The organism is Ensifer sp. R1-3 (genome assembly GCF_056739175.1).
Map to the genome: position 1 here is coordinate 3,350,694 of NZ_CP096515.1, position 24,275 is coordinate 3,374,968.

18 protein-coding genes are annotated in these 24,275 nt (G+C 59.4%); 10 read left to right on the top strand and 8 right to left on the bottom strand.

What is annotated here, in order from left to right:
* Positions 1 to 12: 12 nt before the first annotated feature.
* Positions 13 to 486 (bottom strand): DUF1579 domain-containing protein, encoded by a 474-nt coding sequence (locus M1D43_RS15870; RefSeq protein ID WP_153315163.1) that lies wholly within the window; start codon positions 484 to 486, stop codon positions 13 to 15.
* 152 nt (positions 487 to 638) lie between these two features.
* Between M1D43_RS15870 and M1D43_RS15875 the strand changes: the two genes are divergently transcribed.
* The 7 genes from M1D43_RS15875 to M1D43_RS15905 all read left to right on the top strand — a co-directional run bounded on the left by M1D43_RS15875 (position 639) and on the right by M1D43_RS15905 (position 6,268).
* Positions 639 to 1,085, top strand: coding sequence for a MarR family winged helix-turn-helix transcriptional regulator (locus tag M1D43_RS15875; protein WP_003533927.1), 447 nt, complete (start codon positions 639 to 641; stop codon positions 1,083 to 1,085).
* 149 nt (positions 1,086 to 1,234) lie between these two features.
* Complete coding sequence (locus M1D43_RS15880) at positions 1,235 to 1,771, top strand: RNA polymerase sigma factor (RefSeq protein WP_027992149.1); 537 nt, start codon at positions 1,235 to 1,237, stop codon at positions 1,769 to 1,771.
* On the top strand, positions 1,768 to 2,541 hold the full coding sequence (locus M1D43_RS15885; protein ID WP_027992148.1) for an anti-sigma factor family protein: 774 nt from the start codon (positions 1,768 to 1,770) through the stop codon (positions 2,539 to 2,541). Before M1D43_RS15880 ends, M1D43_RS15885 begins: the two co-directional genes overlap by 4 nt.
* Before the next feature lie 144 nt (positions 2,542 to 2,685).
* Positions 2,686 to 3,885 (top strand): SorT family sulfite dehydrogenase catalytic subunit, encoded by a 1,200-nt coding sequence (gene sorT / locus M1D43_RS15890; protein ID WP_192923501.1) that lies wholly within the window; start codon positions 2,686 to 2,688, stop codon positions 3,883 to 3,885.
* 72 nt (positions 3,886 to 3,957) lie between these two features.
* Complete coding sequence (gene sorU / locus M1D43_RS15895) at positions 3,958 to 4,299, top strand: SorU family sulfite dehydrogenase c-type cytochrome subunit (RefSeq protein WP_003533937.1); 342 nt, start codon at positions 3,958 to 3,960, stop codon at positions 4,297 to 4,299.
* Between the two features lie 46 nt (positions 4,300 to 4,345).
* Positions 4,346 to 4,789, top strand: a complete 444-nt coding sequence (locus tag M1D43_RS15900; RefSeq protein WP_003533939.1) for a pseudoazurin — start codon at positions 4,346 to 4,348, stop codon at positions 4,787 to 4,789.
* 1,074 nt (positions 4,790 to 5,863) lie between these two features.
* Positions 5,864 to 6,268: a GFA family protein gene (locus tag M1D43_RS15905; protein ID WP_010970222.1), complete on the top strand. Its 405-nt coding sequence runs from the start codon at positions 5,864 to 5,866 to the stop codon at positions 6,266 to 6,268.
* A gap of 172 nt (positions 6,269 to 6,440) precedes the next feature.
* Here M1D43_RS15905 and ilvD read toward each other — a convergent pair whose 3' ends face one another.
* From ilvD to M1D43_RS15920, 3 genes are all read right to left on the bottom strand, one after another.
* Positions 6,441 to 8,279, bottom strand: a complete 1,839-nt coding sequence (ilvD, locus tag M1D43_RS15910) for a dihydroxy-acid dehydratase (RefSeq protein WP_010970221.1) — start codon at positions 8,277 to 8,279, stop codon at positions 6,441 to 6,443.
* A 193-nt stretch (positions 8,280 to 8,472) separates the two neighbouring features.
* The gene (locus M1D43_RS15915) at positions 8,473 to 8,817 is read right to left on the bottom strand and encodes a hypothetical protein (RefSeq protein ID WP_153314315.1); all 345 of its coding nucleotides are present in this window, start codon (positions 8,815 to 8,817) and stop codon (positions 8,473 to 8,475) included.
* A gap of 547 nt (positions 8,818 to 9,364) precedes the next feature.
* Entirely contained in the window at positions 9,365 to 10,336 is a 972-nt protein-coding gene (locus M1D43_RS15920) for a hypothetical protein (protein WP_153314317.1), read from the bottom strand.
* A 260-nt stretch (positions 10,337 to 10,596) separates the two neighbouring features.
* Between M1D43_RS15920 and M1D43_RS15925 the strand changes: the two genes are divergently transcribed.
* Genes M1D43_RS15925 through M1D43_RS15935 form a run of 3 tightly spaced genes read left to right on the top strand, consistent with a single transcriptional unit; the run spans position 10,597 to position 20,447 of the window.
* Entirely contained in the window at positions 10,597 to 14,181 is a 3,585-nt protein-coding gene (locus M1D43_RS15925) for a helicase-related protein (RefSeq protein WP_153314319.1), read from the top strand.
* The gene (locus M1D43_RS15930; protein ID WP_153314321.1) at positions 14,178 to 17,102 is read left to right on the top strand and encodes a DUF1156 domain-containing protein; all 2,925 of its coding nucleotides are present in this window, start codon (positions 14,178 to 14,180) and stop codon (positions 17,100 to 17,102) included. Before M1D43_RS15925 ends, M1D43_RS15930 begins: the two co-directional genes overlap by 4 nt.
* Positions 17,103 to 17,114: 12 nt before the next feature.
* A complete protein-coding gene (locus M1D43_RS15935; RefSeq protein WP_153314323.1) occupies positions 17,115 to 20,447 on the top strand; it encodes a DUF499 family protein in 3,333 nt (1,110 codons plus the stop codon).
* A gap of 206 nt (positions 20,448 to 20,653) precedes the next feature.
* Here the strand turns inward: M1D43_RS15935 and M1D43_RS15940 are convergent, their stop codons facing one another.
* The 4 genes from M1D43_RS15940 to M1D43_RS15955 all read right to left on the bottom strand — a co-directional run bounded on the left by M1D43_RS15940 (position 20,654) and on the right by M1D43_RS15955 (position 23,690).
* A complete protein-coding gene (locus tag M1D43_RS15940; protein ID WP_153314325.1) occupies positions 20,654 to 21,319 on the bottom strand; it encodes a recombinase family protein in 666 nt (221 codons plus the stop codon).
* 189 nt (positions 21,320 to 21,508) lie between these two features.
* A complete protein-coding gene (locus M1D43_RS15945) occupies positions 21,509 to 22,219 on the bottom strand; it encodes a hypothetical protein (protein WP_153314327.1) in 711 nt (236 codons plus the stop codon).
* Positions 22,216 to 22,629 (bottom strand): hypothetical protein, encoded by a 414-nt coding sequence (locus M1D43_RS15950; RefSeq protein ID WP_153314329.1) that lies wholly within the window; start codon positions 22,627 to 22,629, stop codon positions 22,216 to 22,218. Before M1D43_RS15950 ends, M1D43_RS15945 begins: the two co-directional genes overlap by 4 nt.
* Before the next feature lie 2 nt (positions 22,630 to 22,631).
* Complete coding sequence (locus M1D43_RS15955; RefSeq protein WP_153314331.1) at positions 22,632 to 23,690, bottom strand: hypothetical protein; 1,059 nt, start codon at positions 23,688 to 23,690, stop codon at positions 22,632 to 22,634.
* Between the last annotated feature and the right edge of the window lie 585 nt (positions 23,691 to 24,275).

Consider the following 24,275-nt stretch of genomic DNA (forward strand, 5'->3'; position numbering starts at 1 on the left):
ACTTTTCCCGCTCTAGCGGCGGCGGTATTCCGCGCTCATCATTTCTTTCCAGTCGCCGTTTTCGGTCTGGACGCGGGCGGTAAGGGTCCGGCGGTTCGCGTCGATGAGGGTTATTCTATCCTGATATCGGGCGGTCCTGCCGGGATTTTCGAAGTCGGGGCCTTCACAATTGAGGGCAAGCGTCTTCCCGTCGTCCTCTATAACGCCGTCATAGACCCACATATGCGTCATCATGGAGCCGACCCACGTACCGAGATAACGCTTTGTCTCGGGATTGTAGCCGAGCGTCATCAAAGTCTGGCCGGGGCTGCCCCCCGGCATGATGCCCTCTCCCTCGCACACGACCCAGAGACCGTGCATCGAGCGGACGTTTTCGATCCAGGGCCGGCTGTCCTCGCCGCTTCCCGTCGAATCCTCGGACGTGACCGTCCACTCGCCGAGCAGCTGTTCCAGCCATCGGTGTTCTTCCTGCGGCTCTACTTTCATTGATTTCCCTCCCGGGTCGTGCACAGCCATTCCCGTCGGGCGGGTGCGGCGCTGAAACGCCGCTCAGCGTCCGAAGGTTCCTGCCACGCTTCCTTTGCGCTCGCCTCATGCCGGCGCTTGACTAATTATGTTGATATCAACATTACTATTTTATGTCAAAGCCGCTGCCGATACCTTTTTCCACCACGCTCTTCGTCAGGGACACCTGCCTGTGCCTGCATGTCCAGCGCGCCGCCCGGGCGCTCGCCCGTCGGTTCGACGAGGCGCTGAGACCGCTCGAGATTACCAATGGTCAGTTCTCGCTGATGATGTCGCTCAACCGGCCGGACCCGCCGAGCATGAGCGCGGTGGCCGCCGTGCTCGCCATGGATCGCACCACGTTGACGGCGGCGCTGAAGCCGCTGGAGCGACGAGGCATTGTCGAGTCGTTCGCCGACCCTGGCGACAGGCGTCTGAAACGCGTGCGGCTGACGACGGAGGGCGGCCGGCTGCTCGCCGAGGCGCTGCCGATCTGGAAGGCAACCCATGAAGCGCTCGACGAACGTCTGGGAGAGGGCGGCGCGGAACGTCTGCGGGCGGATCTGATCGCACTGACCTGATGGGACCGGCAAGCGCGCCGAGAAATCGCCAGCGGACGTAGCGCATCATGGAATAAGCGAGGCAGCTCGCTCGTCTCTACGCCGCGGAGGAAAAATGGAACGAACCGGAAGCTTCGAGGCGGGAACGCGTGCAGCCCTGATCGGGTGTCATGTCGGGTATCATGCGCTCGCGCGTTGAACGGAGACTGGAACCGCATTATGCGCGGCTTTTCGCTTATGCCGTCGCGCTTTCGCGCGATCGCGACGGAGCACAGGATATTTTCCAGGAGTGCATCGCCCGCGCCTTGGATGCGCGAAGCGTGCCCGAAACGGAGCCCGCATTTCGTGCATGGCTCTTCGCGATCCTTCGGAACATCTGGATCGACCAGTCGCGCCTGCGCCGCCGGCGTTCCGACCTGGAACAGGAGTTCGTCACGGACCTGGTGCCCGCGCCGGTCGCCCCGGAAACCGTGCTGGTCGATGCATTTTCGGTCCGCCAGGCGTTTACCCGCCTCAGCACCGAGCATCGCGAAATCCTCGCGCTGGTCGACATATCCGGTTTCAGCTACGAGGAGGTGGCAATGATGATCGCAGTGCCCAAGGGTACCGTCATGAGCCGGGTCAGCCGTGCAAGGCGGGCGCTGGCGTCTCACCTCGGCGATGCCAATGTCGTCGAACTCGCGCGGCATCGAGAAGGCCGAAAATGACAGAAAACGACCTGAATCCCGATATTTTGAGTGCCTATGTCGACGGCGAACTCGAGCCGGAGGAGGCGTCGCGCGTCGCCCGCCTGATTGCTTCCGACGAGGCGGTGGCGCGGCGCGCGGCCAAACTGTCCGAGATGAAGGCGGCAGTTGCGGGAATGGCTCCGGAGATCGTGGTGGTGACGGTGCCGCGTCCGCGGCCGGCCAGCCGATGGATGCTGTCGTTTGCTGCGGGTGCGTGTGCCAGCCTGCTGGTCTTTGCGGTGGCCTGGTTCGGCCTGGCAAGGGCTCCGGTGGGGGGGCCGGCGGGACTGCCGGGGGACGCGGCGGTTCGCGATGCCGTGCTGGAGCATGCGGCCTGGGTCGGAGGTTCTTTCACGCCGCCAATGCTTCCGGCCTCCGCACCCGCTGATGTGTTTGTGCCGGAGATGAACGCGGCCGGATTGACGCCCGTCTTTGCGCGCGAAACCTCCGTGAATGGCGAAGCCGCGTTGCATACAGGCTACGTCGGCAGTTCCGGCTGTCGGCTGAGCCTGTTCCGGACCGCTCGCCCGGACGTTGAGCACGGTTTCGACATGTCAAGCGACGACGGCCTGCTTCATGCCTCCTGGTCGGGCGACGCCGCAAGCTTCCTGCTTGTAGCCCGGGGGATGGACGAAGCCCGCTTCGCCCTTCTCGCCGGCGCTCTGAAGCTGGCGAGCGAAGAGAATGGCCGGGGAAAGCAGAAAATAATCGCAAGCCTCGGCGCGATGCGTCAGCCGTGCATCGGCTGACGCATCGCCGGATCGGACGCGCGATGCTGCCGGTTCACAAAAATGATCGGCGCGAGGGAATTTTCCGGGGCGTCAGTCGTCTCTTCCAGTCATTTCGAGGACGATCGGATCGGCATGCTGCCATCCGGGAAAAGGAGACGCGACTTGACTGAGATGCTGACCATGAAGCGGCGGAGTTTTCTGACCGGGAGCGCCGGAGCTGTCGTTGCTGCCGGAACCGGTGGGCTTGCTGAGGCCAAGGAGACGAAGCCTCTGCCCGACTACGTGGCCTGGAAGGACGCCGATGCGCTGATCGTCCATAGCGACAAGACGCTGGAGACGAAGCGAAGCGAATTCGGCACCAGTATCATTACGCCGGAAGAGAAGCTTTACATCCGCAACAACGTCAACACGCCTCCGGAATCGATTCTCGCCGACCGCGACGGATGGAAGGTGGAGATATCAGGCGTAAAGGAGCCCCGGACGCTCACTGTCGCCGAACTGAAGACTCTGGGTCTGGTGACGGCGGCGACTGTACTGCAATGTTCGGGCAATGGCCGCAAATACTTCAAGGATCAGCTGACGGGTGACCAGAAAATGAGCGGCACGCCCTGGACCGTCGGCGCTGCGGGTTGCGTCATCTGGAGCGGCGTGCCTCTCAAAGCGGTGGTCGGTGCCCTGGGTGGGCCTGCCGAAGGGGCTCGGTTCATCACGGGAACGGGCGGTGAGGAGCTTCCGGCGGGGCTCGACCCCAAGCTTCTGGTGGTCGAGCGCTCGGTCCCGATCTCGAACCTCGACAATGTGATTCTTGCCTGGGAAATGAACGGGAGGCCTCTTTCCCTTGCCCATGGGGGCCCGCTGCGCATGGTCGTCCCCGGCTATTCCGGCGTCAACAATATCAAATATGTCAAGGCCGTCGCCATGACCGAGGTCGAGACGGACGCGAAGATCCAGAAGACCAGCTATCGCGTGCACGCGCTCGGAGAAAAAGGCTCTCCCGACCAGCCATCGGTCTGGGAACAGCCCGTCAAGTCGTGGATCACCACGCCGCACGAGGCTGCAAAGGCGGGACAGGTGCAGATTGCCGGCGTCGCCTTCGGCGGCATGAATGCTTGCAAGAACGTAGAGGTCTCGGTGGACGGCGGTCAGACGTGGCAGGAAGCCGAGTTCATCGGGCCCGATCTCGGCCGTTTCGCCTGGCGCGTTTTTGCCCTGTCGGCCGATCTGGCGCGGGGGACCTACACGCTCGTCAGCCGCGCGACCGATACCGAGGGTAACGTGCAGCCCGAGGAGACCGAGATGAATGGAGCCGGCTACGGCCACAACGGCTGGCGTGCGCCCGCCGTCAAACTCACCGTTGCCTGACCGCAACCGAAGGGTTCCGCATGTTGCGGAACCCTGTTTCACGATCTTCTCCTATCAGTTTCGGATCAGAACATGACCCATGCTTCAAGCCGCCGGATCGCGGCCGTGCTCACCTGTGTAACCATCGGCCTGTCGCCGCGCATGGCATCCGCCGAAGAAGACAAGCTTGCGCTCGGCAGAGAGATATTCCTCGAACGGTCGGAACCGCAATGCGCGCTCTGTCATACGCTGGCGGATGCCGAGGCCGTCGGGGAGGTTGGACCCAATCTCGACGAACTCAAACCCGACGCGGAAAGGGTCAATACGGCTGTCACCAACGGCATCGGGCCGATGCCGGCCAACGAGATCCTTACGGACGAAGAAATCGAGGCCGTCGCGCTTTATGTCTCGACGGTCGCCGGAAAAGCCGAGTGATCGGCGTCATGCGGGCGTTGACGCCCGCCAAGGAGAGGAAAGTACGTTGAAGACAAAGATGATGCTTTTGGCGATGTTGTGCGCGACCTCTGCAGGCCAGGCAAATGCCGAGGAATATCGTGTCGAAATGCTGAACAAAGCCGCTGACGGCCGCGTGATGGCATTCGAGCCCGCCGTCATCCGCGCCCAGCCCGGAGACACCGTCACCTTCGTCGCGAAGGACAAGGGGCACAACTCCGCGCTGATGAAGGGGGGCGCCCCCGAAGGTGCGGAGACCTGGAAGGGCAAGATCAACGAGGAAGTCACCGTGACGCTGAGCAAGCCCGGCGTCTACATGTATCAATGCGCCCCGCATGTCGGCATGGGCATGATCGGCGCAATCGTGGTTGGAGAACCGGCGAACCTCGAAGCCGTCAAGGGCATCAAGTATCCCGGAAAATCGAAGGCGGCCGCGGAGAAGATCTTCGCGGAAATCGAGAGCGGCGGCTGACGGACCGGTTGCTGCTGCGTGTAGCGGGATGAGGAAAATGTGTGTGCGGTTTTCCGCCCGCATCCCGCGTTTCAACTAAGGCCCGTTGAGATTCATCTGGAGTTTATGACGGCTGCTGCGGGAGGGCTGTGGTGGGAGCCGTTGCCATGGGGAGAAACCGGCTGGCTTTCGCTTCCAGTGATGCGGTCTGCCGACGGCATCGTTTGTGATAGGTGAAGGTCAAGCCGCTTGTCGTCTCCCCCCTTGTGGGGGAGATGGCCGGCAGGCCAGAGGGGGTTTGAACGCCAAACTCTGCATGCCGCCGAAGACGAATTTGCCGCGAGGATACCCTGCGGCATTCCGAAGATGCGGTCATACGACTGCGTCGTGTAGTCCTGATGGGCGAGCGGGAGAGCAGACCCCCTCTGGCCTGCCGGCCATCTCCCCCACAAGGGGGGAGAATATATGCGGCAGGCCCTCGCTTCCGCTTCTGCGTTCTGTCCGTGGCATCGTTTGGGATAGGTGAAGGTCAAGCCGCTTGTCGTCTCCCCCCTTGTGGGGGAGATGGCCGGCAGGCCAGAGGGGGTTAAACGCCAAACCCTGCATGCTGCCGAAGACGATTTGCCGCGAGGATACCCTGCGGCATTCCGAAGATGCGGTCATACGACTGCGTCACGTAGTCCTGATGGGCGAGCGGGAGAGCAGACCCCCTCTGGCCTGCCGGCCATCTCCCCCACAAGGGGAGAATATTTGCGGCGGGCTCTCGCTTCCACTTCTGCGTTCTGCCCGTGGCATCGTTTGGGCATGCGAACGTCAAACCGTTTACCATCTGCCCCCAAGGCAATGGTCCCGTGAGAGGATCAGAATATGCCCTAGTGTGCTCGTCACAGGGATGAGGAGTGCAAACAAGCCGCTGCGGGTTGCCCGAATCTCAACAGGCCTTGGAGCGGAATGAGGAAAAGTGTGTGCGGTTTTCCGCCCGCATCCCGCTCTTACTTATTAGAATGGATCACCTTCATGATTTACGTTGACCGACCTAAATCATGAAGGTGATCCAGATCTCGAAAATCTAGATTCAAGCGGGGAGAAACGAGGATGAAAAAGACCCATAAGGGTAGCTGCCACTGTGGACGGATCCGCTTCGAGGTCGATATCGATCTCGAAGCGGGAACCAGCCGCTGCAATTGCTCATACTGCTCGAAGCTGCGTTATTGGGGCGCAAGCGTGAAACCGGAGGATTTCCGGCTCATGTGCGAGGAGGCAGGCATCGGCGACTACCAGTTCGGCACGATGAGCGGCCATCATCGGTTCTGCACGGCGTGCGGTGTGACGCCCTATGGCCACGGCTATGTCGAAGAGATCGGCGGTGCCTTCGTCTCCATCAATGTCGCATGCCTCGACGGTGTCGATCCGGCCGAGTTTGCGGCCCTGCCGATCCAATATATGGACGGGCTCCACAACAATTGGTGGAACGCACCGGCCGAGACGCGGCACATGTGAATTCACAGCTCCGAAACGAAAAGGCTCCCCTCGCTGCGGGAGCCATTTGGGACAGCTGCAATGCTGTTGAGAGCACTTCCAGGAAAAGTGTGTAACGGTTTTCCGTCCGGAAGTGCGTTGGGTCAAACGGTAGAGCATTTCAGTGTTTCCATGAAACAGTGAAATGCTCGACTTAACGGTCGCCCAGATCTCTCACGGCGCCGCGGTCGGCCGATGTCGCGAAGGCCGCATAGGCCTTGAGCGCGGTCGTCACCCGGCGCTTGCGCTGCTCGACCGGCTTCCAGCCCTTGGCATCCTGTTCGGTGCGGCGTGCGGCAAGCTCGGCCTCGTCCACCCGCAGACTGATGGTGCGGTTCGGAATGTCGATATCGATCATGTCGCCTTCGCGCACCAGCCCGATCGTTCCGCCATTCGCCGCTTCGGGCGAGACGTGGCCGATCGAAAGACCGGAGGTGCCGCCGGAGAAGCGTCCGTCGGTGATCAGCGCACAGGCTTTGCCGAGACCCTTCGACTTCAGGTAGCTCGTCGGGTAGAGCATTTCCTGCATGCCCGGTCCGCCCTTCGGCCCCTCGTAGCGGATGACGACGACGTCGCCGGCCTTGATCTCGTTGGCGAGGATGCCCTTCACGGCTGCGTCCTGGCTCTCGAAGACGCGCGCCGGGCCGGAGAATTTCAGGATGCTCTCGTCCACGCCCGCGGTTTTCACGATGCAGCCGTCGAGCGCGATGTTGCCCTTGAGTACTGCGAGGCCGCCATCCTTGGAGAAGGGATGTTCGACCGAGCGGATGACACCGTTTTCGCGGTCTGTATCGAGCTCGTCCCAGCGTGCCTCCTGGCTGAAGGCAACCTGCGTCGGAATGCCTCCGGGAGCGGCGCGGAAGAATTTTCGGACAGTGTCGCTCGACGTGCGGGTGATGTCCCAGCGGTCGATCGCGTCGCCGAGCGTCTCGGCGTGGACTGTCGGGCAGTCGCGGTTGATGAGGCCGCCCTTGTCCAGCTCGCCTAGGATCGACATGATGCCGCCGGCTCGGTGTACGTCTTCCATGTGCACGTCGGCTTTCGCCGGAGCGACCTTCGACAGGCACGGGACCTTGCGCGACAGCCGGTCGATATCGTCCATGGTGAAGTCGATCTCGCCCTCATAGGCGGCGGCAAGGATGTGGAGCACCGTATTCGTCGAGCCGCCCATGGCGATGTCGAGCGCCATGGCGTTCTCGAAGGCCTGCTTGGTGGCGATGTTGCGGGGCAGCACCCGCTCGTCCTCCTGCTCGTAATAGCGGCGCGCCAGGTCGACGATGAGGTGGCCGGCCTCGACGAACAGGCGTTTGCGGTCGGCATGGGTCGCGAGCGTCGAGCCGTTGCCGGGCAGCGACAGACCGAGCGCCTCGGTCAGACAGTTCATCGAATTGGCCGTGAACATGCCGGAGCAGGAGCCGCAGGTCGGGCAGGCGGAGCGCTCGATGATCTGGACGTCCTCGTCGGAGACTTTGTCGTCGGCGGCCGCGACCATAGCGTCGACGAGGTCGAGCGCATGCGTCTTACCGTGCAGCACCACCTTGCCGGCCTCCATCGGCCCGCCGGAGACGAAGACGGCCGGAATGTTGAGGCGCAATGCCGCCATCAGCATGCCGGGGGTGATCTTGTCGCAATTGGAGATGCAGACCATGGCGTCGGCGCAATGGGCGTTCACCATATATTCGACGCTGTCGGCGATGATCTCGCGCGAGGGCAGCGAATAGAGCATGCCGTCATGGCCCATGGCGATGCCGTCGTCGACCGCGATCGTATTGAATTCCTTGGCGACGCCGCCGGCCGCCTCGATCTCGCGCGCGACGAGCTGGCCGAGGTCCTTCAGATGCACATGGCCCGGCACGAACTGCGTGAACGAGTTCACCACCGCGATAATAGGCTTGCCGAAGTCGCTGTCCTTCATGCCCGTCGCGCGCCAGAGGCCGCGGGCGCCGGCCATGTTGCGGCCGTGGGTGGTGGTGCGGGAGCGATAGGCAGGCATGAACGTGTTCCTTCACGGACGAATGTCATTAGGCGGATGTGGCGATCGCAGAGCGCCGTTGCAGGGGGTAGTAGCGCAAAATTGCGCGCGCGTCATCTTCCGCGCCAGATTATTTCCGGGCGGCGCGCGCCAGCGCCGGCGCGGCTCCACGCAAGAAAAAAGGCCGGGCTGAACCCGACCTTCCTCAACACCTTCAGCCAATGCCAGTACATCCGTGGTCAATGGCGAGGTAGGTATCTCTTAACAGGCGAACATGAAGAACGCGTGACAACGCTTCGGAAAACCCGCGCGCTTTCGACAGGCTAGCAGAATCGCCGCCGTTCAAAGTTCCGGTCTCGGCTTCAGTTGCTTGTGTCGGCCGGCGCGTGCAGTGGAGGTTGGGGGAATTGAAAAAGGGCTTGCGGTTTCCCGTAAGCCCTTTTGAAACTTGGATGGTGGGCGTGACAAGGATCGAACTTGTGACCCCTACGATGTCAAAATTGCGCCCGCCATCCATCCTCTCATAGCTGCGCGATAGCCGGTTGGCAATTTTCTGCACGCTTTCCGATGGTTAGCAATTGTCGTAACACTTTGGCTCCCCATCACTGACCAATCCGGTTGCCGCGACATGTGTGTGAATTGGTGTCTGTTTGAACTGTGTTTGGGAGTTCAATTGGCACCAGTTGGCACCAGGAGAGGATCTAACCGGAGGGATGGCCTTCAGGCGTTGAACGATGTTGACCATGAATTTTTTCGAGGGCCGGAGCGGCAGCGAACGGGAATTACCTTGCGGAGAAGACCGGAACCTGCGATGTCGCCACACTGCTGCGGCAGCTCGCCGCGATCTCGAAAGCCGCCACGCAGCGTTTAGAGCCTGCCGCCCTCGATGTCGTTGATGTCCTAACGGTTTGCTTGTCACTGTCTGCCGCTCGAAAACCGATCAGGACGCGCACGGGCGCAACATCGCAGTTCCGTTGGGTCGACCGCGATGTTGCCCCGGCCACCGCATTGCGAGGGGCCGATCTTCATCACCATCAACAAGCACGGGTACGGGCCGGGAACGTGATCGATCCCGATCGCTCTACCCTCTCTAGGCGGCGCATTTATTACTTCGTTGCATTCGCTGCGGCCAAACCGAGCCGTTTCTCAAGGCTTGCTCTATCTTGCTCGACGAAATCCTCGACAAAGCCGTCGTCTAAGCATGCCGAAACCGGCTTCGATGTACGTGATATGCCCAATTGATTGAGTACTTTCTCGAATAGGATACGGCGTCCCACTTTGTTGTTGTTCCACACGGCGCAGTATTCATCCCGGCCCCCCTCAGAGTTCCATCGTTCTCGCAACAGACTTTCCGTAAGGTATATTATCCCATCCCTTGTTTTTGCTATGTTTCGGATCGTGGCCTGATCGAGTATCCGAGCTAAATTTTGACAACTCGCGATCAACACTGTCGTATCTTTACGTCGTGGCTGCTCTCCACTCTCAAAGCGATTAATCGTTAGCGAAACATCAATGTTGGAGTATTTTTTCGATAAAAGGTCTGAATTTTCCATAAGCACGTTCCTTGAGCTGTTCCCAATCGACCGCTTTCTTGTTTTTGCGCCGTGGACGATGCTATTTCTCCACTCGATCAGCAACGCTAGCATTGCAATGCCGGTGCGCTCATCGACGTTCAGGTAGTCAGCCAATTTCTCTACTCGCTCAGTAACCGAATAGGCTTTGCCCTCTGGCTTGGTAACTTCTTTAGAAACAACCTTCACAACCTCTTCCGGGAAGTCGGCCCATTTCAGCCTGACCAACTGCCTGAGAAACTGATCAAAGAGATCTGAGCTGTAGACAAGAGCTGACGTAAGCGCAAACTGCCGCGCTTGATCGGCCACCTGCCGGGCTTTTTGCGGAGTATCAGGCTTTTTCCAAACAACCGGGAGATCAATTGCTTTGCTCCCGCCGTCGGCTATCAACTCTAGGCCAACGACAATTGTGTTCAGTCGGAACGTCGACTGACCAATCCCCTGCTGCAAAGAACGAAACGGGGCTGATCGCGAAATCGCTAATGGGAATGTGACCTGGTCGGGCATCGAACCCCAACATCTCGAGAATTTGAAATCGGCGGGCCATAAGCCCGGATACAACTCGCGTTTTAACCAGCTTTAAACTACAGATCGAAATCTTCGTACTGCCTTCGATTTGTTCTGTCCAGCTTGGTGCAAGCCTGGAGCAACCATTCTCCGATAGGGGTTAACAATTTCATATTGCAACTCAGCTGGGCTAACTCGGGGGCGATCTGAAATCCACTTTCTCTGTAATTGGTGTTGAACATGCCGCCGAAACTCGCAAGATGGGCGCGCATTTGTGCGCGAGAGCAACCGGGGGAGTTAGTATTGTGCTTCGGCTGGAAGAACTCAAACGTGGGTCGCTTATAGACGGGCTTTCGCCAACCGGAACAGCCGAGATCATCTCAGTTGATTGGTTGAGCGATCGGCAACTGGAAGTCACCTACCGGACCCCAAAAGGCCTCGACCAGCGTATACTCATCCGCGAAGATCAGGATCGCCTTTTTTCGGCAACGGCCTCGGCGCCGTTTTCTTTCGGGGGAAACGCAGAGAATTTCCGTCTCGCGGCGGAAGCGCATCGCATAGCGCTGGCTCATCTGTTCGACCCCTATCTCGCTCTTACCAGTTCCGACATTGAGGCGCTGCCGCACCAGATAACCGCCGTCTATGGCGAGATGCTGGAACGTCATCCGCTTCGCTTCCTGCTCGCCGATGATCCCGGCGCTGGCAAGACCATCATGGCAGGTTTGTTCATTAAGGAATTGATGATCCGTGGCGATCTCAAGCGCTGCTTGATCGTTGCGCCCGGCTCTCTGGTTGAGCAATGGCAGGACGAATTGAAGGAGAAGTTCGATCTTGACTTCAAGATCGTCGGCCGCGAGATGTTCAGCGCGAGTTACAGCGGCAATCCGTTCAACGACGAGGACCGCCTCATCCTGCGCCTCGACATGGCCGCCCGGTCAGAGGAGGTGCAGACACTGATTGAAGCCTCTCGTGACTTCGATCTCGTGATCTGCGACGAGGCGCATCGCATGTCGGCCAGCTATACCGGTGGTGAGGTCAAATATACCAAGCGCTTTCAACTTGGCCGCATGCTGGGACGTAACGCGCGCCACCTCCTGCTGATGACCGCCACGCCGCATAACGGCAAGGATGATGATTTCCAGCTTTTTCTCTCGCTGCTCGACAACGACCGCTTTGAGGGCGCCTATCGCGAGGGTGTGCGCACGTCCAATGCGAAGGATTTGATGCGCCGCCTCGTTAAGGAGGAGCTTTACTGGTTCGATGGCCGGCCGCTCTTTCCCGAGCGCCGCGCTTACACTGTCGACTATCCGCTTTCCGCTGCCGAGGCTGACCTCTATGCGTCCGTCACCGAGTATGTCCGCGAGGAGATGAACCGCGCCGAGCGTTTCGCCAAGACAGACGAGAAAAAGCGCAACAATGTCGGCTTCGCCCTGCAGTCACTTCAACGCCGACTTGCCTCCTCGCCGCGCGCGATATGGAAGTCACTGAAACGACGCCGCGAGCGTTTGCAAACTCGACTTGAGGAAGAGGAACTGAAGCTCAAGGGCGCGCATCCCTCCTCCATGTCGTTGCCTTCGCCCATCAACGTGCCGGATGACGATGATCTGGAGGAAATGCCGGAAGAGGAATTAGAAGCCCTCGAAAACGAGGCTATCGACACCGCCTCCAGCGCCCGCTCGCTGAATGAATTGAAAATCGAGATCGAAAGCCTAAAGGTTCTCGAGGAAAAGGCATACGTGCTTTGCCGCTCCGGCGAGGATGCGAAATGGACGCAGCTTGCGTCCATCCTCGACCAGCCGCCCGTCTACGATCCGGGGACAGGTCGCCAGAGGAAAATTCTCCTCTTCACCGAGCCGCGCGATACGCTCGACTATCTGGAAGAGAAGATCGTTGTCCGACTAGGCGACCCGGAGGCGGTGAAGGTTATACATGGCGGCGTGCCGCGCCAGCAACGCCGCGCCGCCGTTGCTGCCTTCAACGACGATCCGAAGGTGCGCGTCCTGATAGCTAATGATGCAGCCGGCGAGGGCGTTAACCTCCAGCGCGGCGCACATCTCATGGTCAATTACGACCTACCGTGGAACCCGAACCGGCTCGAACAGCGCTTTGGACGTATTCACCGCATCGGCCAGACTGAAGTGTGCCATCTTTGGAATTTGGTCGCCGGCGAGACCCGCGAGGGCGCGGTCTATCAGCGCTTGCTGGAAAAGCTCGAGGAGGCGCGCAAGGCGCTCGGTGGCAAGGTCTATGACGTGCTCGGCGAAGCCTTTGAGGACAAAAGCCTCAAGGACCTGCTCATGGAAGCCGTGCGCTATGGTGACCGTGAGGACATCCGTGCACGCCTCCACCAGAGCATCGACGGAGCAGTTGATCAGTCGCGTCTCAACGCTCTAACCAAGCGTGCCCGACTTTCGCAGGAAACGCTCGATCCCGAGCGCGTCAGGGTATTGAAATTCGACATGGAGCGGGCGCATGCGCGCCGTTTGCAGCCCTACTACATCCGCATGTTTTTCGAGGAAGCCTTCAAGCGGCTGGGCGGCCACATCGTCGCGCGCGAGGAGGGCCGCTGGGAAATCTTGCGAGTACCGGCGCTAATCCGCAGCCGCGATCATCTCACAGGTCATGGCGAGCCCGTGCTAGAGCGTTATTCCCGTGTCTGCTTTGACAAGGCGCATATGCACAGCGCCGACGGGCAGCCTAACGCGGCCCTGGTCGCGCCCGGCCATCCATTGCTGGATGCGGTGGTGGACCTGACAATCGAGCATTACGAGAGTGCGCTGAGAGAAGGAACGGTGTTCCTGGCGGAGGCGGATGGCGGCGAGGAGCCGCGCCTTCTCGTCATGGCCGAACATGAGGTCAAGGATGGCATCACCGCGCCGAGTGGGCAGCCGCGCGTAATCTCCAAACGGCTCCAATTCGTCAGCCTCGGTCAGGATGGAAACCAGCGCGACGAAGGAGCCGCGCCCTATCTCGATCTGCGCCCATTGGCGGCCGATGAGCGTGAGCTGTGCGGGGACGTCCTTGAAGCCGACTGGCTGAAACAGGATCTTCTGGCCCGGGCGCGAGCTTATGCTAGCCAACATCTTGCGACGGAACATCTGGAAGGAGTGCGGCATCGCCGTCTCGATCATATCCGCAAGATCGAGGAGGAGGTCCGCGTTCGGCTCAGGAAGGAAATTGCCTATTGGAGCCGTCGCGCCGACCAGCATCGCCTCAACATCAAGGCGGGTAAGGATGAGCGCCTTGCCCTCGCGCAGGCCGAGGAGCGGGCATCGCGTCTCGCCGACCGGCTGGAGCTTCGCCTGATGGAACTGAAGAAGGAACGCGACATCTCGGCCGCGTCTCCCTCCATTCGTGGTGGTGCACTGGTAATTCCCGCCGGACTGCTGGCCAGACTGAAGGGTGAGACAGTTTTCCACGGCGGATTTGCCAAAGAAACGGAAGAAACCGAGCGCTTGTCGATGGATGCTGTTATGCAGGCCGAGCAGGCGGCCGGGCGCATGCCGGTCGATGTTTCGATGCACAATCGCGGCTGGGACATCGAGAGCGTGACGATCGAGGGTGAATTGCTGTTTCTGGAAGTAAAGGGCCGCGTTGTTGGCGGGCGTGAAATAATTGTGACAAAGAACGAAATGCTGAAGGCCCGCAATGCCGGCGACCGCTACCATCTGGTCTATGTACCCATCGACGCAGGCTTTGCCGGTCAGCCACTCTATCTAAACGATCCTGCCCGGCATCTGTGGGATGAGGGGGAGTTCCGTGATATTTGCCGTCACTATGCGGTCAAGGACATTGTGGCGCGGGCCGCGACAGCCCCGAAGGTTTCGGGGTTTGCCGAACAATGACAGATCGTGCACGTATCAAGCTCATCGAGCATTCCCTTCCTCTTGAAGCCATCAATCTAGCGAACAAGACCAAGAACAAGGCTCCAAAATACTACCCGACGAAGGTTCACAAATACTGGGCTCACCGGCCTCTGGCGACGAGCCGAGCCGTTCTGTTTGGCCAACTTGTCGATGACCCGTCGGCATGGAAAGACAAATTTCCGAGTGACGAGGACCAGGCGCGGGAACGACGTCGCTTGCACAAAATCATAGAGGAGATGGTCGAGTGGCCGAAGCCTGACAGTAAAGACCGAAAACGTTTCGAAAGGGCAATTGAGGCAGCTAGGTATGAAATCGCTCGGTCTCTGGCTTGGGGGTTGGGCGAAGAGCCGCCTACCGAACCGAAGGCCGTGATTGCATACCTTCAAGAGAAGGGGCCGCCCGTCTACGACCCCTTCTGCGGCGGTGGCTCGATCCCACTGGAGGCGCAGCGGCTTGGACTTCGCGCCTATGGGTCCGACCTTAACCCTGTCGCCGTTCTCGTTACCAAGGCGTTGATCGAGTTCCCGCCGAAATTCGCCAACCTGCCACCGATCCATCCGGCTGTGGATGGTGAGCGCGATTTAGCCGGTCGCGACTGGAAGGGCGCGCAAGGCCTTGCGGAGGATGTGCGCCGCTATGGCCGGTGGATACACGACGAGGCGGAAAAGAAAATCGGCGACCTGTATCCACAGGCTACCTTGCCCGATAGCTCCGAGGCAACGGTGATCGCGTGGCTATGGGCACGCACGGTCGCTTCGCCCGACCCGGCGCAAAGAAGTGCACATGTGCCGCTCGCCTCCTCCTTCGTGTTGTCATCCAAGGCAGGAAAGGAAGCGATCGTCGTCCCGGTTAAGGACGCAACAGCGAAAGACGGCTGGCGCTTTACGGTCAAGCCGAATGGCGTGACCAAGGAAGAACTAGCTGCTGCGGTAAATGGTACGAAGACCGCGCGCGGCGCGAACTTCACCTGCCTGTTGAGCGGGGCCGCTATCGATAGCGAATACGTAAAGGCCGAAGGCAAAGCTCGCCGAATGGGCGTGCGGCTCATGGCTGTTGTGGCGGAAGGCGCGCGAGGACGGATATATTTGGAGCCAAGCTCCGAACATGAAGCGGCAGCAATAGTCAATGCGCCAGATATGGCTGAACTCGAACAGGATTTGCCAAAGAACCCAAGGTGGTTCTCGCCGCCAGACTACGGCATGCCGCAATATAGTGATCTCTTCACCGCGCGCCAACTAACCGCTCTGGCGACCCTATCCGATCTAATCGGCGAGGCGCGGCAAAAAGTGCTTGCAGACGCTAAGGGCGCGCGTGTCTTCGCCAATCATCCTGATCCCGAGAAGTCGCTCACCGAAGGCGGCACCGGTCCGGCTGCCTATGCGGATACCGTGGCGACATATCTGGCTTGTGCCCTTAGCCGGGCCTGCGAATACAATAGCTCAATTGCAACATGGCTTCCTAAAGACAGTGCCATAAGGTCCACATTTTCCAGACAGGCAATTCCAATGATCTGGGATTTTTCAGAGGCCAATCCTTTTGCAAAATCGAGCGGCGGATGGGTTTCTGCGGTCGAAACATCGTCTGAGTATCTGATGATGTATGATGCAGGCTCTCAGGCCAAATGCTTTGCCATCAACGCCCCAGAGAACTCCTATCCGATTAAGCCGGCGCTAATTTCTACCGACCCGCCCTACTATGACAACATCGGTTATGCTGACCTATCGGACTTTTTCTATGTTTGGCTTCGTCGCAGCCTCAAAAACATTCACCGTGATCTCTTTCGCCGGCTAGTTACTCCCAAGAAGGAGGAACTGGTGGCGACACCCTACCTGGACAACCGAGGGACTGAAGCTGCAGAACAGCACTTCATGTCCGGAATGAGTGAGGCGTTGGCCGCAATGCGCCGAGCCTCCACAGAAGCGCCGCTTGCGATTTATTACGCTTTCAAGCAATCCGAAGCACGGGCCGACGGAATTTTGTCGCCGGGCTGGGCTGCCTTCTTGCAGGCGGTCGCTGACAGTGGCCTCCAGGTAGACGCAACATGGCCGGTCCACACCGAAGCTTCGAATAGGAGTATTGGAAACAACGCCAATGCTCTCGCCTCATCCGTCGTGCTCGTCTGCCGCGCGCGTGCTGAAGATGCCAGGACAATCAGCCGCCGCGATTTCCTGCGCGAACTGAAACCGGTGATGAAACGGGCCATTGAGGATCATCAGAAGGCTGGCGTGCCATTGCCCGACCGGCGGCAAGCTGCGATAGGCCCCGGCATAGGCATCTTCTCCAAATATGCGGCGGTACGCGAGGCCGACGACAGTGAGATGAGTGTTGCGTCAGCTCTGGCGCTGATAAACCGCGAGATCGATGAGGCGTTGAGCGAAGGAACAGAAGCCCTCGACCCCGAAAGCCGCTTCGCGCTCGAATGGTATCAAATCAGCGGCTACAGGCTCGTTTCCGGTGGTGCGGGGACCGCTATCAGTATGTTGCAGGGCTTCAACCTGGCTGAAGGCCGCATGAACGCGTCCGGCCTGTTCCGATCGCGCGGTGGTGACGCCAAGCTGTTGACCCGTGCCGAAATGCACGAGGCGGACCCTAAGTGGCGGCCTACGAGCGACGGCATCTTTACCGTCTGGGAAATGGCGCAGCACCTCGCCCGCGTCTTCCATGCCGAGGATGGCGGCATCGACAAGGCCGGGCACATTCTCGCCGAGAACCGCCGCTCCGGGCCGGATGTCCTGCTCGTCGCCGAACGCCTTTTCGAGATCGCCACCACCAAGGGGGAAAATGACGAGGCGCTGATCTGGAACCAACTTCAGACCGCGTGGCCTGAGATCGAGCGCGCCGCCGACCGGGCCGAGGAGGCGGGCGTTGGACTGCATTTGGTGCAGGGCAAGTTGTTGTAGGGGTTGAGAGCAATGAACAATCGCGACCGTATCGCACAATTGCTGGCGCTGATCGAGCGCGGGTGTCTGCCCTTCGTCGAGACGGCGCTGAAATCCGGCTTCGGCGCGCAATGGCGGCAGACGGCACGGCTGCCGAAATCGCTCTCTCCTGTGGCGGACCTCGACGCCTATGCGCTGCTTTACGCGATCATCCATAACTGGCGCGATGTCTTCGAGAATTCGCTGAAGCCGGAAATGCGCGACGCGGCCTCTGCCGCGCTGGCCGGCCGCAACAAGCATTCCCATTCGTCAAGCGAGATCGACAATCAGTTAACCTTGCGTGCGCTGTCCGGCGGCGCTGATTTGCTCAATGCAGTCGGCGCGAAGGACGAGGCCGGCAAGGCTTCTGCGCTTCTGAACGGGCTTCTCACGGCGATGACCGGAGTAACCGCTGCGGCAAACGCGAAGCCTGCGGGCTCATTGGCTGCTGGCACCGAACCAGCCCGCCGTCCAACACTCACGTTGACTTCAACGCGCGCCAGAACGGAGGAGCCACGTCAGGAGGATTTCTTCGGCGGCGGCGAGGTTGAGGGATTGAAGCCTTGGCGCGTGGTATCGCCGCCGCGCGAGGACGTGCTGACCGGCCGGCTCGACAAGGACAAGTTCGCCGCCAATCTAGCTGCCGCCGACCGTGAAGAAGGCGAGGACACATACGCCGATCCGATTGAATTCTTTAATGCCACTTATCTGACTGCCGGCTTGCGCATGACGCTCGAAAACGCCGCCAAGCGGCTGACGGGCGGTGGCGGACCTTCGACAATCGGACTGCAAACCAATTTCGGCGGCGGCAAGACCCACACGCTCTTGTCGCTCCTGCACATGACGCGGCTTCAGGACTTGAGCAGAGCCGACAATCTTTCGTCCATCGCCGCTGCTGTCAGCGCCTCCAGCCTGGGGGAAGTCAACCTCGCCGTCTTCAGCGGCAGCGACAAGGGGCCGGACGTGCCACTCGCAATGGCCGATGGCCATGCCATCCGCACGCTTTGGGGTTATCTCGCGTGGCGGATCGCCGGTCGCGATGGGTTGGCGCTCGTGCAATCTTCCGAAAATGCCGGGACCAGCCCAGGCGGCGAAGTCTTCCAGAAGGTTCTGGCGCTGAACGGCAAGCCCTCGCTGATCCTGCTTGATGAGTTGGTCGTGTTCGTGCGTCAGCTTGTCGGCGAGCGTTACAACGCGCATATCTCGTTCCTGCAATCGCTGACGGAGGCGGCGGCGCAAATCCCCAATGCGCTGATCGTCGGCTCGCTACCGGAAAGCGATCTTGAGGCGGGCGGCACCGACAAGGGCCGTGAGACGCTGCATACGCTGGAAAAGCTGTTCGGCCGTACGCAGTCGGCATGGCAGCCGGCGCAAGGGTCCGAAACCTATTCGGTAGTCAGGCGACGGCTGTTTCAGGAACTCGACACCGAGGGCGAGAAGCAGCGCAGGCGAACTGTGGACCGCTTCATCAAGCTCTACCGCGACCACAAATCGGACTTCCCATCGGGCACGGGCGAGCGCGACTATGCCGACAAGATCATGGAAGCCTATCCGATCCATCCGATGCTGTTCGACAAGCTCTCGACGGAATGGGGAGCGCTCGAAAAGTTCCAGCGCACACGCGGCGTGCTGGCGCTTCTGGCGCGAACGATCTTTGCTAGCTACCGCGAGCGCAGCGACGAACCGCTGATCCTGCCGAGTTCTTTGCGCGTAGATGATCCAGCCGTGCGCGGCGCGCTTCTGGAACCGCTTTCCGGTCCGGTATGGGGTTCGATCATCGAGGGCGAGGTCGATGGGGACACGTCGCTCCCGGCCGAAATGGAGGCGCGACGGCAGCGTTACCGTAACGATCAGGTGGCACGGCGCGCGGCGCGTGCCGTGTTCGTCAGCACCGCTCCGGCGGGCGATGCCCGTGGCGGCATCACCGGCCCGGAACTCAGGCTCGCCTGCGTCAAGCCCGGCGAACAGATTTCCATCTTCGGCGATGCTCTGCGCGAAATCGCGGAACGGTCAGCGCATCTCTATGAAGCGGAAGGCCGATACTGGTACGGCCCGCGCGCCACGCTCAACAAGCTCGCCGACAATCGGCAACTTGACGTGGATGACGATGCGGCCGACGCCGAGATCATCAAGTTCCTGAAAACCGACGAGCGGGCGCGCAGCAATTGGGGCCGCGTTCATACCGCACCCGACCGAGCTTCCGAGGTGGAGGATCGACCGACTTCGGGTCTGGTCATTCTTGGTCCGAGCCACGTTTATCAGCCTGGCGGCGGATCGCTGGCGGAAGTGGAAGCAATGGACGGTCTGGATCGCCGCTCCGGCGGACAGCGCAAGTATCGCAACGCGCTTGTTTTCCTCGCGGCCGACGAACGTGGACTTGAAGATGCACGGCGTACGGTCAAGCGCATGATGGCGTGGAAAAGCATCGTCGATGACCTAAGCCTCGATCTGACCGACAGCCAGAAATCGGATGCGCAGAACCGTTTCGCGCAGGCGGAGAAGGCAGCGAAGGATACCGTGCGCAAGGCATGGTCGCATCTGTTGGTGCCTACGCCATCGCCATCGGACCACAGCGTCGTGGTGCTGGAGCATTTCGGTATGCGGTTGGGCGCGCAGCGCACGCCAGCGGAAGCGGCGTGGGATAAGGCGTCCGAAGTGGCGGTGATCGCCACTACTCTTGGGCGGCAGAGCTTCACCGAGCGCATGCTGGAGCTTTGGCCGCAAGGCAAGCCGGACCTGCCGGTCGATCAGGTCCGCGATTGGTATTTCGAGTTCCTCCATATGGAGCGGCTACGGGACGAGGTTGTGCTGGCGGGTGCGATTTCTGACGCCGTGGCTGACATGGACCCGGCGCGCGCCAAATTCGCGCTGGCGGCCGGCAAAGCGGCCGAGGCGTATCAGGAACTCCAGTTCTCCAAGAGCGTGCCTGTGCGCTTCGGTCAGAACATGCTCATCGTGCTGCGAGATGTTGCCGAAGCAGCCAAGAAAGAGGATCAGGCGGGTGAAGGAGGAGATACCAGCAGGGCGACAGCCGGCGGCGCCACCATACAGGGAGCGTCGGGATCGACAGATACCGTAATCCAACACGTGCGGCCGAAGCGGTTCTCCGGAATGATCGAACTGGACACTATTCGCGGCGCGATGAAGGTTTCCCAAGTTTTTGAGAGCGTCATTGCCGAGCTCGATCGCGCCGAGGGCACAACATTCCGTATCGTGCTCGAAGTTCAGGCGGAATGCAGTGAAGGCTTCCCAAGTGATGTCGAGGGCGACGTGACGGCCAATGCGGGAGCGCTCGGCTTTATGCGGAAACAGTTCGACCGTAATTGAATGCGGCTGGCGCCCGTTTCCCGAGCAGCGGCGTATCGTGGCGAAGATTGACAGCCTCACCGGCAAATCCAAACACGGAAGCGATCACCTCGACCACATCCCCCGCCTCGTCGAGAAGTACAAGCAGTGCGTCCTCGCGGCGGCGTTTCGGGTGAACTTCAGCGACCAGCGATCGGTTGCTTGTGAAGTCGCTGGAACGCCTTGCGTCAAGAACCTTGGACCCGTTCTAAAACGCGCTTGACCTGAACGGCGTTCCAGTCACCACCACGCGGCGTTGGTATGCCGCGTGAGGTCAGCTCTGCGGCGATGATGCGGAGGGAAGCGCCACCGGCTTGAAGTTCACGAGCAATCGGAGCGACTTGGGAAGCAAATTCAAAAGCCTTGGCGGCCTTGGCAGCGCGCCCGAGTTCGGGGTCCACCTTCACCCCACGGAAGCCACCGAGCACCTTGCCGCGGTCTTTGGCAGCCTTCAGCGCTGCTTTCGTGCGCTCTGAGATGAGACCGGCTTCGAGCTGGGCCACCGCTGCCATCTGCTGAAGGATAAAGCGGCCCATTGCACCATGGACTTGGGGGATGTCGCAGAAGACGACTTCCACGCCGCTGGCAAGGATGGCCTCGAGGAACGCGACGTTGCGAGCGAGGCGGTCTACCTTGGCCACCACGAGGGGAAGGCGGAGCATCTTGGCGGTAGCGAGCGCCTTGGCAAGCTCGGGGCGCGACGCGAGCTTGCCGCTCTCCACTTCGGTGAACTCCCGGACGGGCGGATAATCGTCAGTCATGAACCGGCGGACGGCCTCACGTTGAGCTTCAAGACCGAGGCCTGAGCGGCCCTGCTTGTCCGTTGAAACTCGATAGTAGGCCACACCGCGCATCCGTTTCGCTCCTGTCAAGGTTCATTGACTAGAATGTAACATCGATTTTGCCTTTCTGGAAGGGCCGTTAGCGAAGCAGAAAGTGCCAGCGCTGAAGGTCGGTTGATGTCCGAGATCACGGCTGAAAAGTGAACGGCGCCTCAGGCCATAAGACGCGAGTTGTATGCATAGAATTGCGAAGAAGGCACTTCACCTTGCTTTTTCGGCGCGACTTGCTTTTGCTTCCGCGCGACGCGTTCTTGGGGGAGGTGGAGCGCTATCGGTGGGCTCGTGGAGCAGTGGCACCGGCATATGGCAGACGACGATTGGCTGCTCTGTAGCGCGATGAAGTTCGGTAGTGCGGAATTGTAACGGCTGGCCATCCACCGGCTCAGTTTTGAGATCGTGACGAGCATCTTTCAGGTAGTCGCACCATGATTTCATCATGCTCTGAACTTTTGCACCAAACATGTAGATAATCATCGCTCCGCGAGATTGACACTCAAGACCGGTGGAGTATCTGTCGCAAAGCTGCTGGAAGCCGCCCATGAGCTTGCCGTAGTCTGAAAATATCTTTGCTTCACCGAGCCACAAATAATCGTCCGGCCCTTGGATGTGGATGTCGCAATTTCCGCCGACGTTGGTGGAGTGAGAGATATCAAAGCCCATCCCCAAGAGGGGTGCAGATAGCAGAAGGGTGAGTTGATCCTCATCCATCCGACGATGGCCACCTTTCCCCGCTACGATATTCTTAGATGAAACCATTTTTGTGACAGAGAAATTGATCGCCTTCTCTACTAGAGTGACGAATTGCTCATACGGAGTAGTCTCGAATGATAGAAGTTGAAGCTCTCTGATTATCTTCTTTGGTGTGCTATTAGCGGCATTCTCAAGTTCTGCCCACGAAGGTCCGTCGATCAACGTCGAACCTCTTCCAGAAGAGCTTGCGGCTGAGCTATGTAATATGGAAATATACGGTCCTTAGCATCTTGAACGATTTCGCCACTGTGCGGATGTGCTAGTGTACCGGTCTTTACGAAGTCAGATTGCTCTTCTTTGTCGAGGTACAGGGGACCATCTTTTTCATCAAAGAAAATTAGTCTCATCTCCAATGCTGAATAGCGCGACACAAGGATAGCTATAGCGCGTTGTAACTCTTCCTGATCAAATGAAGCGCCTGTTAACTTCGAAAAGTCGCCAAATGTAAGCATCACAGATGTCTCGTCAGGCTTAGAAACAGCGTAATCTAGTATGGCGCAGCACATCCCAGCGGCTGGGTCGCCTGCCCAACGTTCCTGTATCGCCTTTTCTATTGCCTGAAAGCGCTTCATATCTAAATCGACTTGGAGCCGGATATGTGATGCATCAACTCCGCAATCGTCTCTTCTAGTTCAACCTGTGTTGCACACCCTTCTATGGTCGCGTCTTCGACGCGCGGATTTGTCTCATATGTCATGCGATAGGTGCCATTAATCGCCAACGAAGGCCGAGGAATGTAGCCGTGAACCTTATCCAACGGATATTCAATCTCGATACCGTAAGATTTGAAGCCGCCGGCAAGTACCGTCATCCCCGCTTTGTGAGCAAGCTCTTGCCTCAGACAATTCCCACCTCCTCGCATCCACTCTTCCTTACCTGATGACGTTGTCGTTGTGTAGTGCAAACGCTTCACAGCGCCGTCAGGAGAGTTATAGATTGGTTCTATGAAGGGCAGTAGATTTATGGAAGTTTCAAGAACCGTGGTTTTGGCGATCGTGTTGATTGCTGCTTTCATATTGGAATGGAGAGCATTTCGGGTCCCCTGGGTGGTATCGATATGAGCGTCTGTGAGCACATAAGCGTAGTTTTTCGACTTGGAGACGATCAGCGCATCAAAAGTCTGAGACTTTATCTTTTTGATCCCTATGACTTCGTCGTATGCCGATGCGGTAGGTCCGATTTGGGCAGCCGTTAACCGCTCTCTCTGCTCTATTATACTGATTGATGAGAATAATATGCCGGTTGCCTGTTGACCCGAAAATTTGCTGACAGGTACCGCTGGCTGAGGTGGCAAACCACTCAAGATGTTGTCTGGCACTGGATAAGGATGATGTGTGGTGAATACGCCTGATGGCGGGATCGCCAGAGATGCCACAGTCGCGCGAAGAGTTGCGACGTCACCGGCTGAGAGCTGGTACACGCGGAGGCTCTTATCACTTGCGATCAGAATTTCGCTTAAACCGCGTTCCAAGCCAGGATAATCTGCCTTAGCGGCAGCATCCTTGTCCTTTAACTTCTCAACAATCTGGTCCCAACCGCTGCCCCTTGGGAACCGATATTCGGCAAGCACGCGTCTTGCTACCCGTATAGAGGTTCGTTTTCTGAGAGCGTCAATCAGTGGCGATGGCTTCATCTGTTCTCCGAGAAGCTGTTTGATAGCAATGCGGAAGACATGCACCCCGGACCTACGGTTCGTCAACAGCCGAGACCGCCCTGGACTACCTACGTCGTCCATCGTTCAGCTCGCGGCCGACGGGCGCGGCGTGCGGACGCTGATGCGGTCTTGAGGGCGCTTGAAGCGCCATCAGACGGCAACTGATTAGATTGCCCTTCGACAGGACGGGAGACGGCGGGTCCCCATAGATGGGACACGGCCGTGGATCGTCACTGCAATTGTTCAAGTCAGCAGAGTGAAGCATGTCCAAGATTGGACGGCCCGCTCGTGACCTCCCGTGATTGCTGGGATAGGTTTTTTTCGGTACGGCCGAGCGTGCAACCGCTCCGGCCGCACGGTAGCCGGCTCCGATCTCTAAAGTTGTCCGGGGTGTGCGCGGACGCTCAAGACTGTGTGTGTCGTCGGGTCATAATCACATTCGTACGTGTGAATGATCCATGCCCCGAAGCCATTCTGAAATTTGATCTTGTCGCCCACGTAAGTGACTGTTTTCTGGCTCTGATTAAGCCAAAGCGCTCGGGGCAGTTTGGGTTCCGACCATCC

Coding starts and splice junctions, on each gene's coding strand:
- M1D43_RS15870 (WP_153315163.1), bottom strand. CDS start 486: ATGAAAGTAGAGCCGCAGGAAGAACACCGATGGCTGGAACAGCTGCTC.
- M1D43_RS15875 (WP_003533927.1), top strand. CDS start 639: ATGTCAAAGCCGCTGCCGATACCTTTTTCCACCACGCTCTTCGTCAGG.
- M1D43_RS15880 (WP_027992149.1), top strand. CDS start 1,235: ATGTCGGGTATCATGCGCTCGCGCGTTGAACGGAGACTGGAACCGCAT.
- M1D43_RS15885 (WP_027992148.1), top strand. CDS start 1,768: ATGACAGAAAACGACCTGAATCCCGATATTTTGAGTGCCTATGTCGAC.
- sorU (WP_003533937.1), top strand. CDS start 3,958: ATGACCCATGCTTCAAGCCGCCGGATCGCGGCCGTGCTCACCTGTGTA.
- M1D43_RS15905 (WP_010970222.1), top strand. CDS start 5,864: ATGAAAAAGACCCATAAGGGTAGCTGCCACTGTGGACGGATCCGCTTC.
- ilvD (WP_010970221.1), bottom strand. CDS start 8,279: ATGCCTGCCTATCGCTCCCGCACCACCACCCACGGCCGCAACATGGCC.
- M1D43_RS15920 (WP_153314317.1), bottom strand. CDS start 10,336: ATGCCCGACCAGGTCACATTCCCATTAGCGATTTCGCGATCAGCCCCG.
- M1D43_RS15925 (WP_153314319.1), top strand. CDS start 10,597: ATGGGCGCGCATTTGTGCGCGAGAGCAACCGGGGGAGTTAGTATTGTG.
- M1D43_RS15930 (WP_153314321.1), top strand. CDS start 14,178: ATGACAGATCGTGCACGTATCAAGCTCATCGAGCATTCCCTTCCTCTT.
- M1D43_RS15935 (WP_153314323.1), top strand. CDS start 17,115: ATGAACAATCGCGACCGTATCGCACAATTGCTGGCGCTGATCGAGCGC.
- M1D43_RS15940 (WP_153314325.1), bottom strand. CDS start 21,319: ATGCGCGGTGTGGCCTACTATCGAGTTTCAACGGACAAGCAGGGCCGC.
- M1D43_RS15950 (WP_153314329.1), bottom strand. CDS start 22,629: ATGAAGCGCTTTCAGGCAATAGAAAAGGCGATACAGGAACGTTGGGCA.
- M1D43_RS15955 (WP_153314331.1), bottom strand. CDS start 23,690: ATGAAGCCATCGCCACTGATTGACGCTCTCAGAAAACGAACCTCTATA.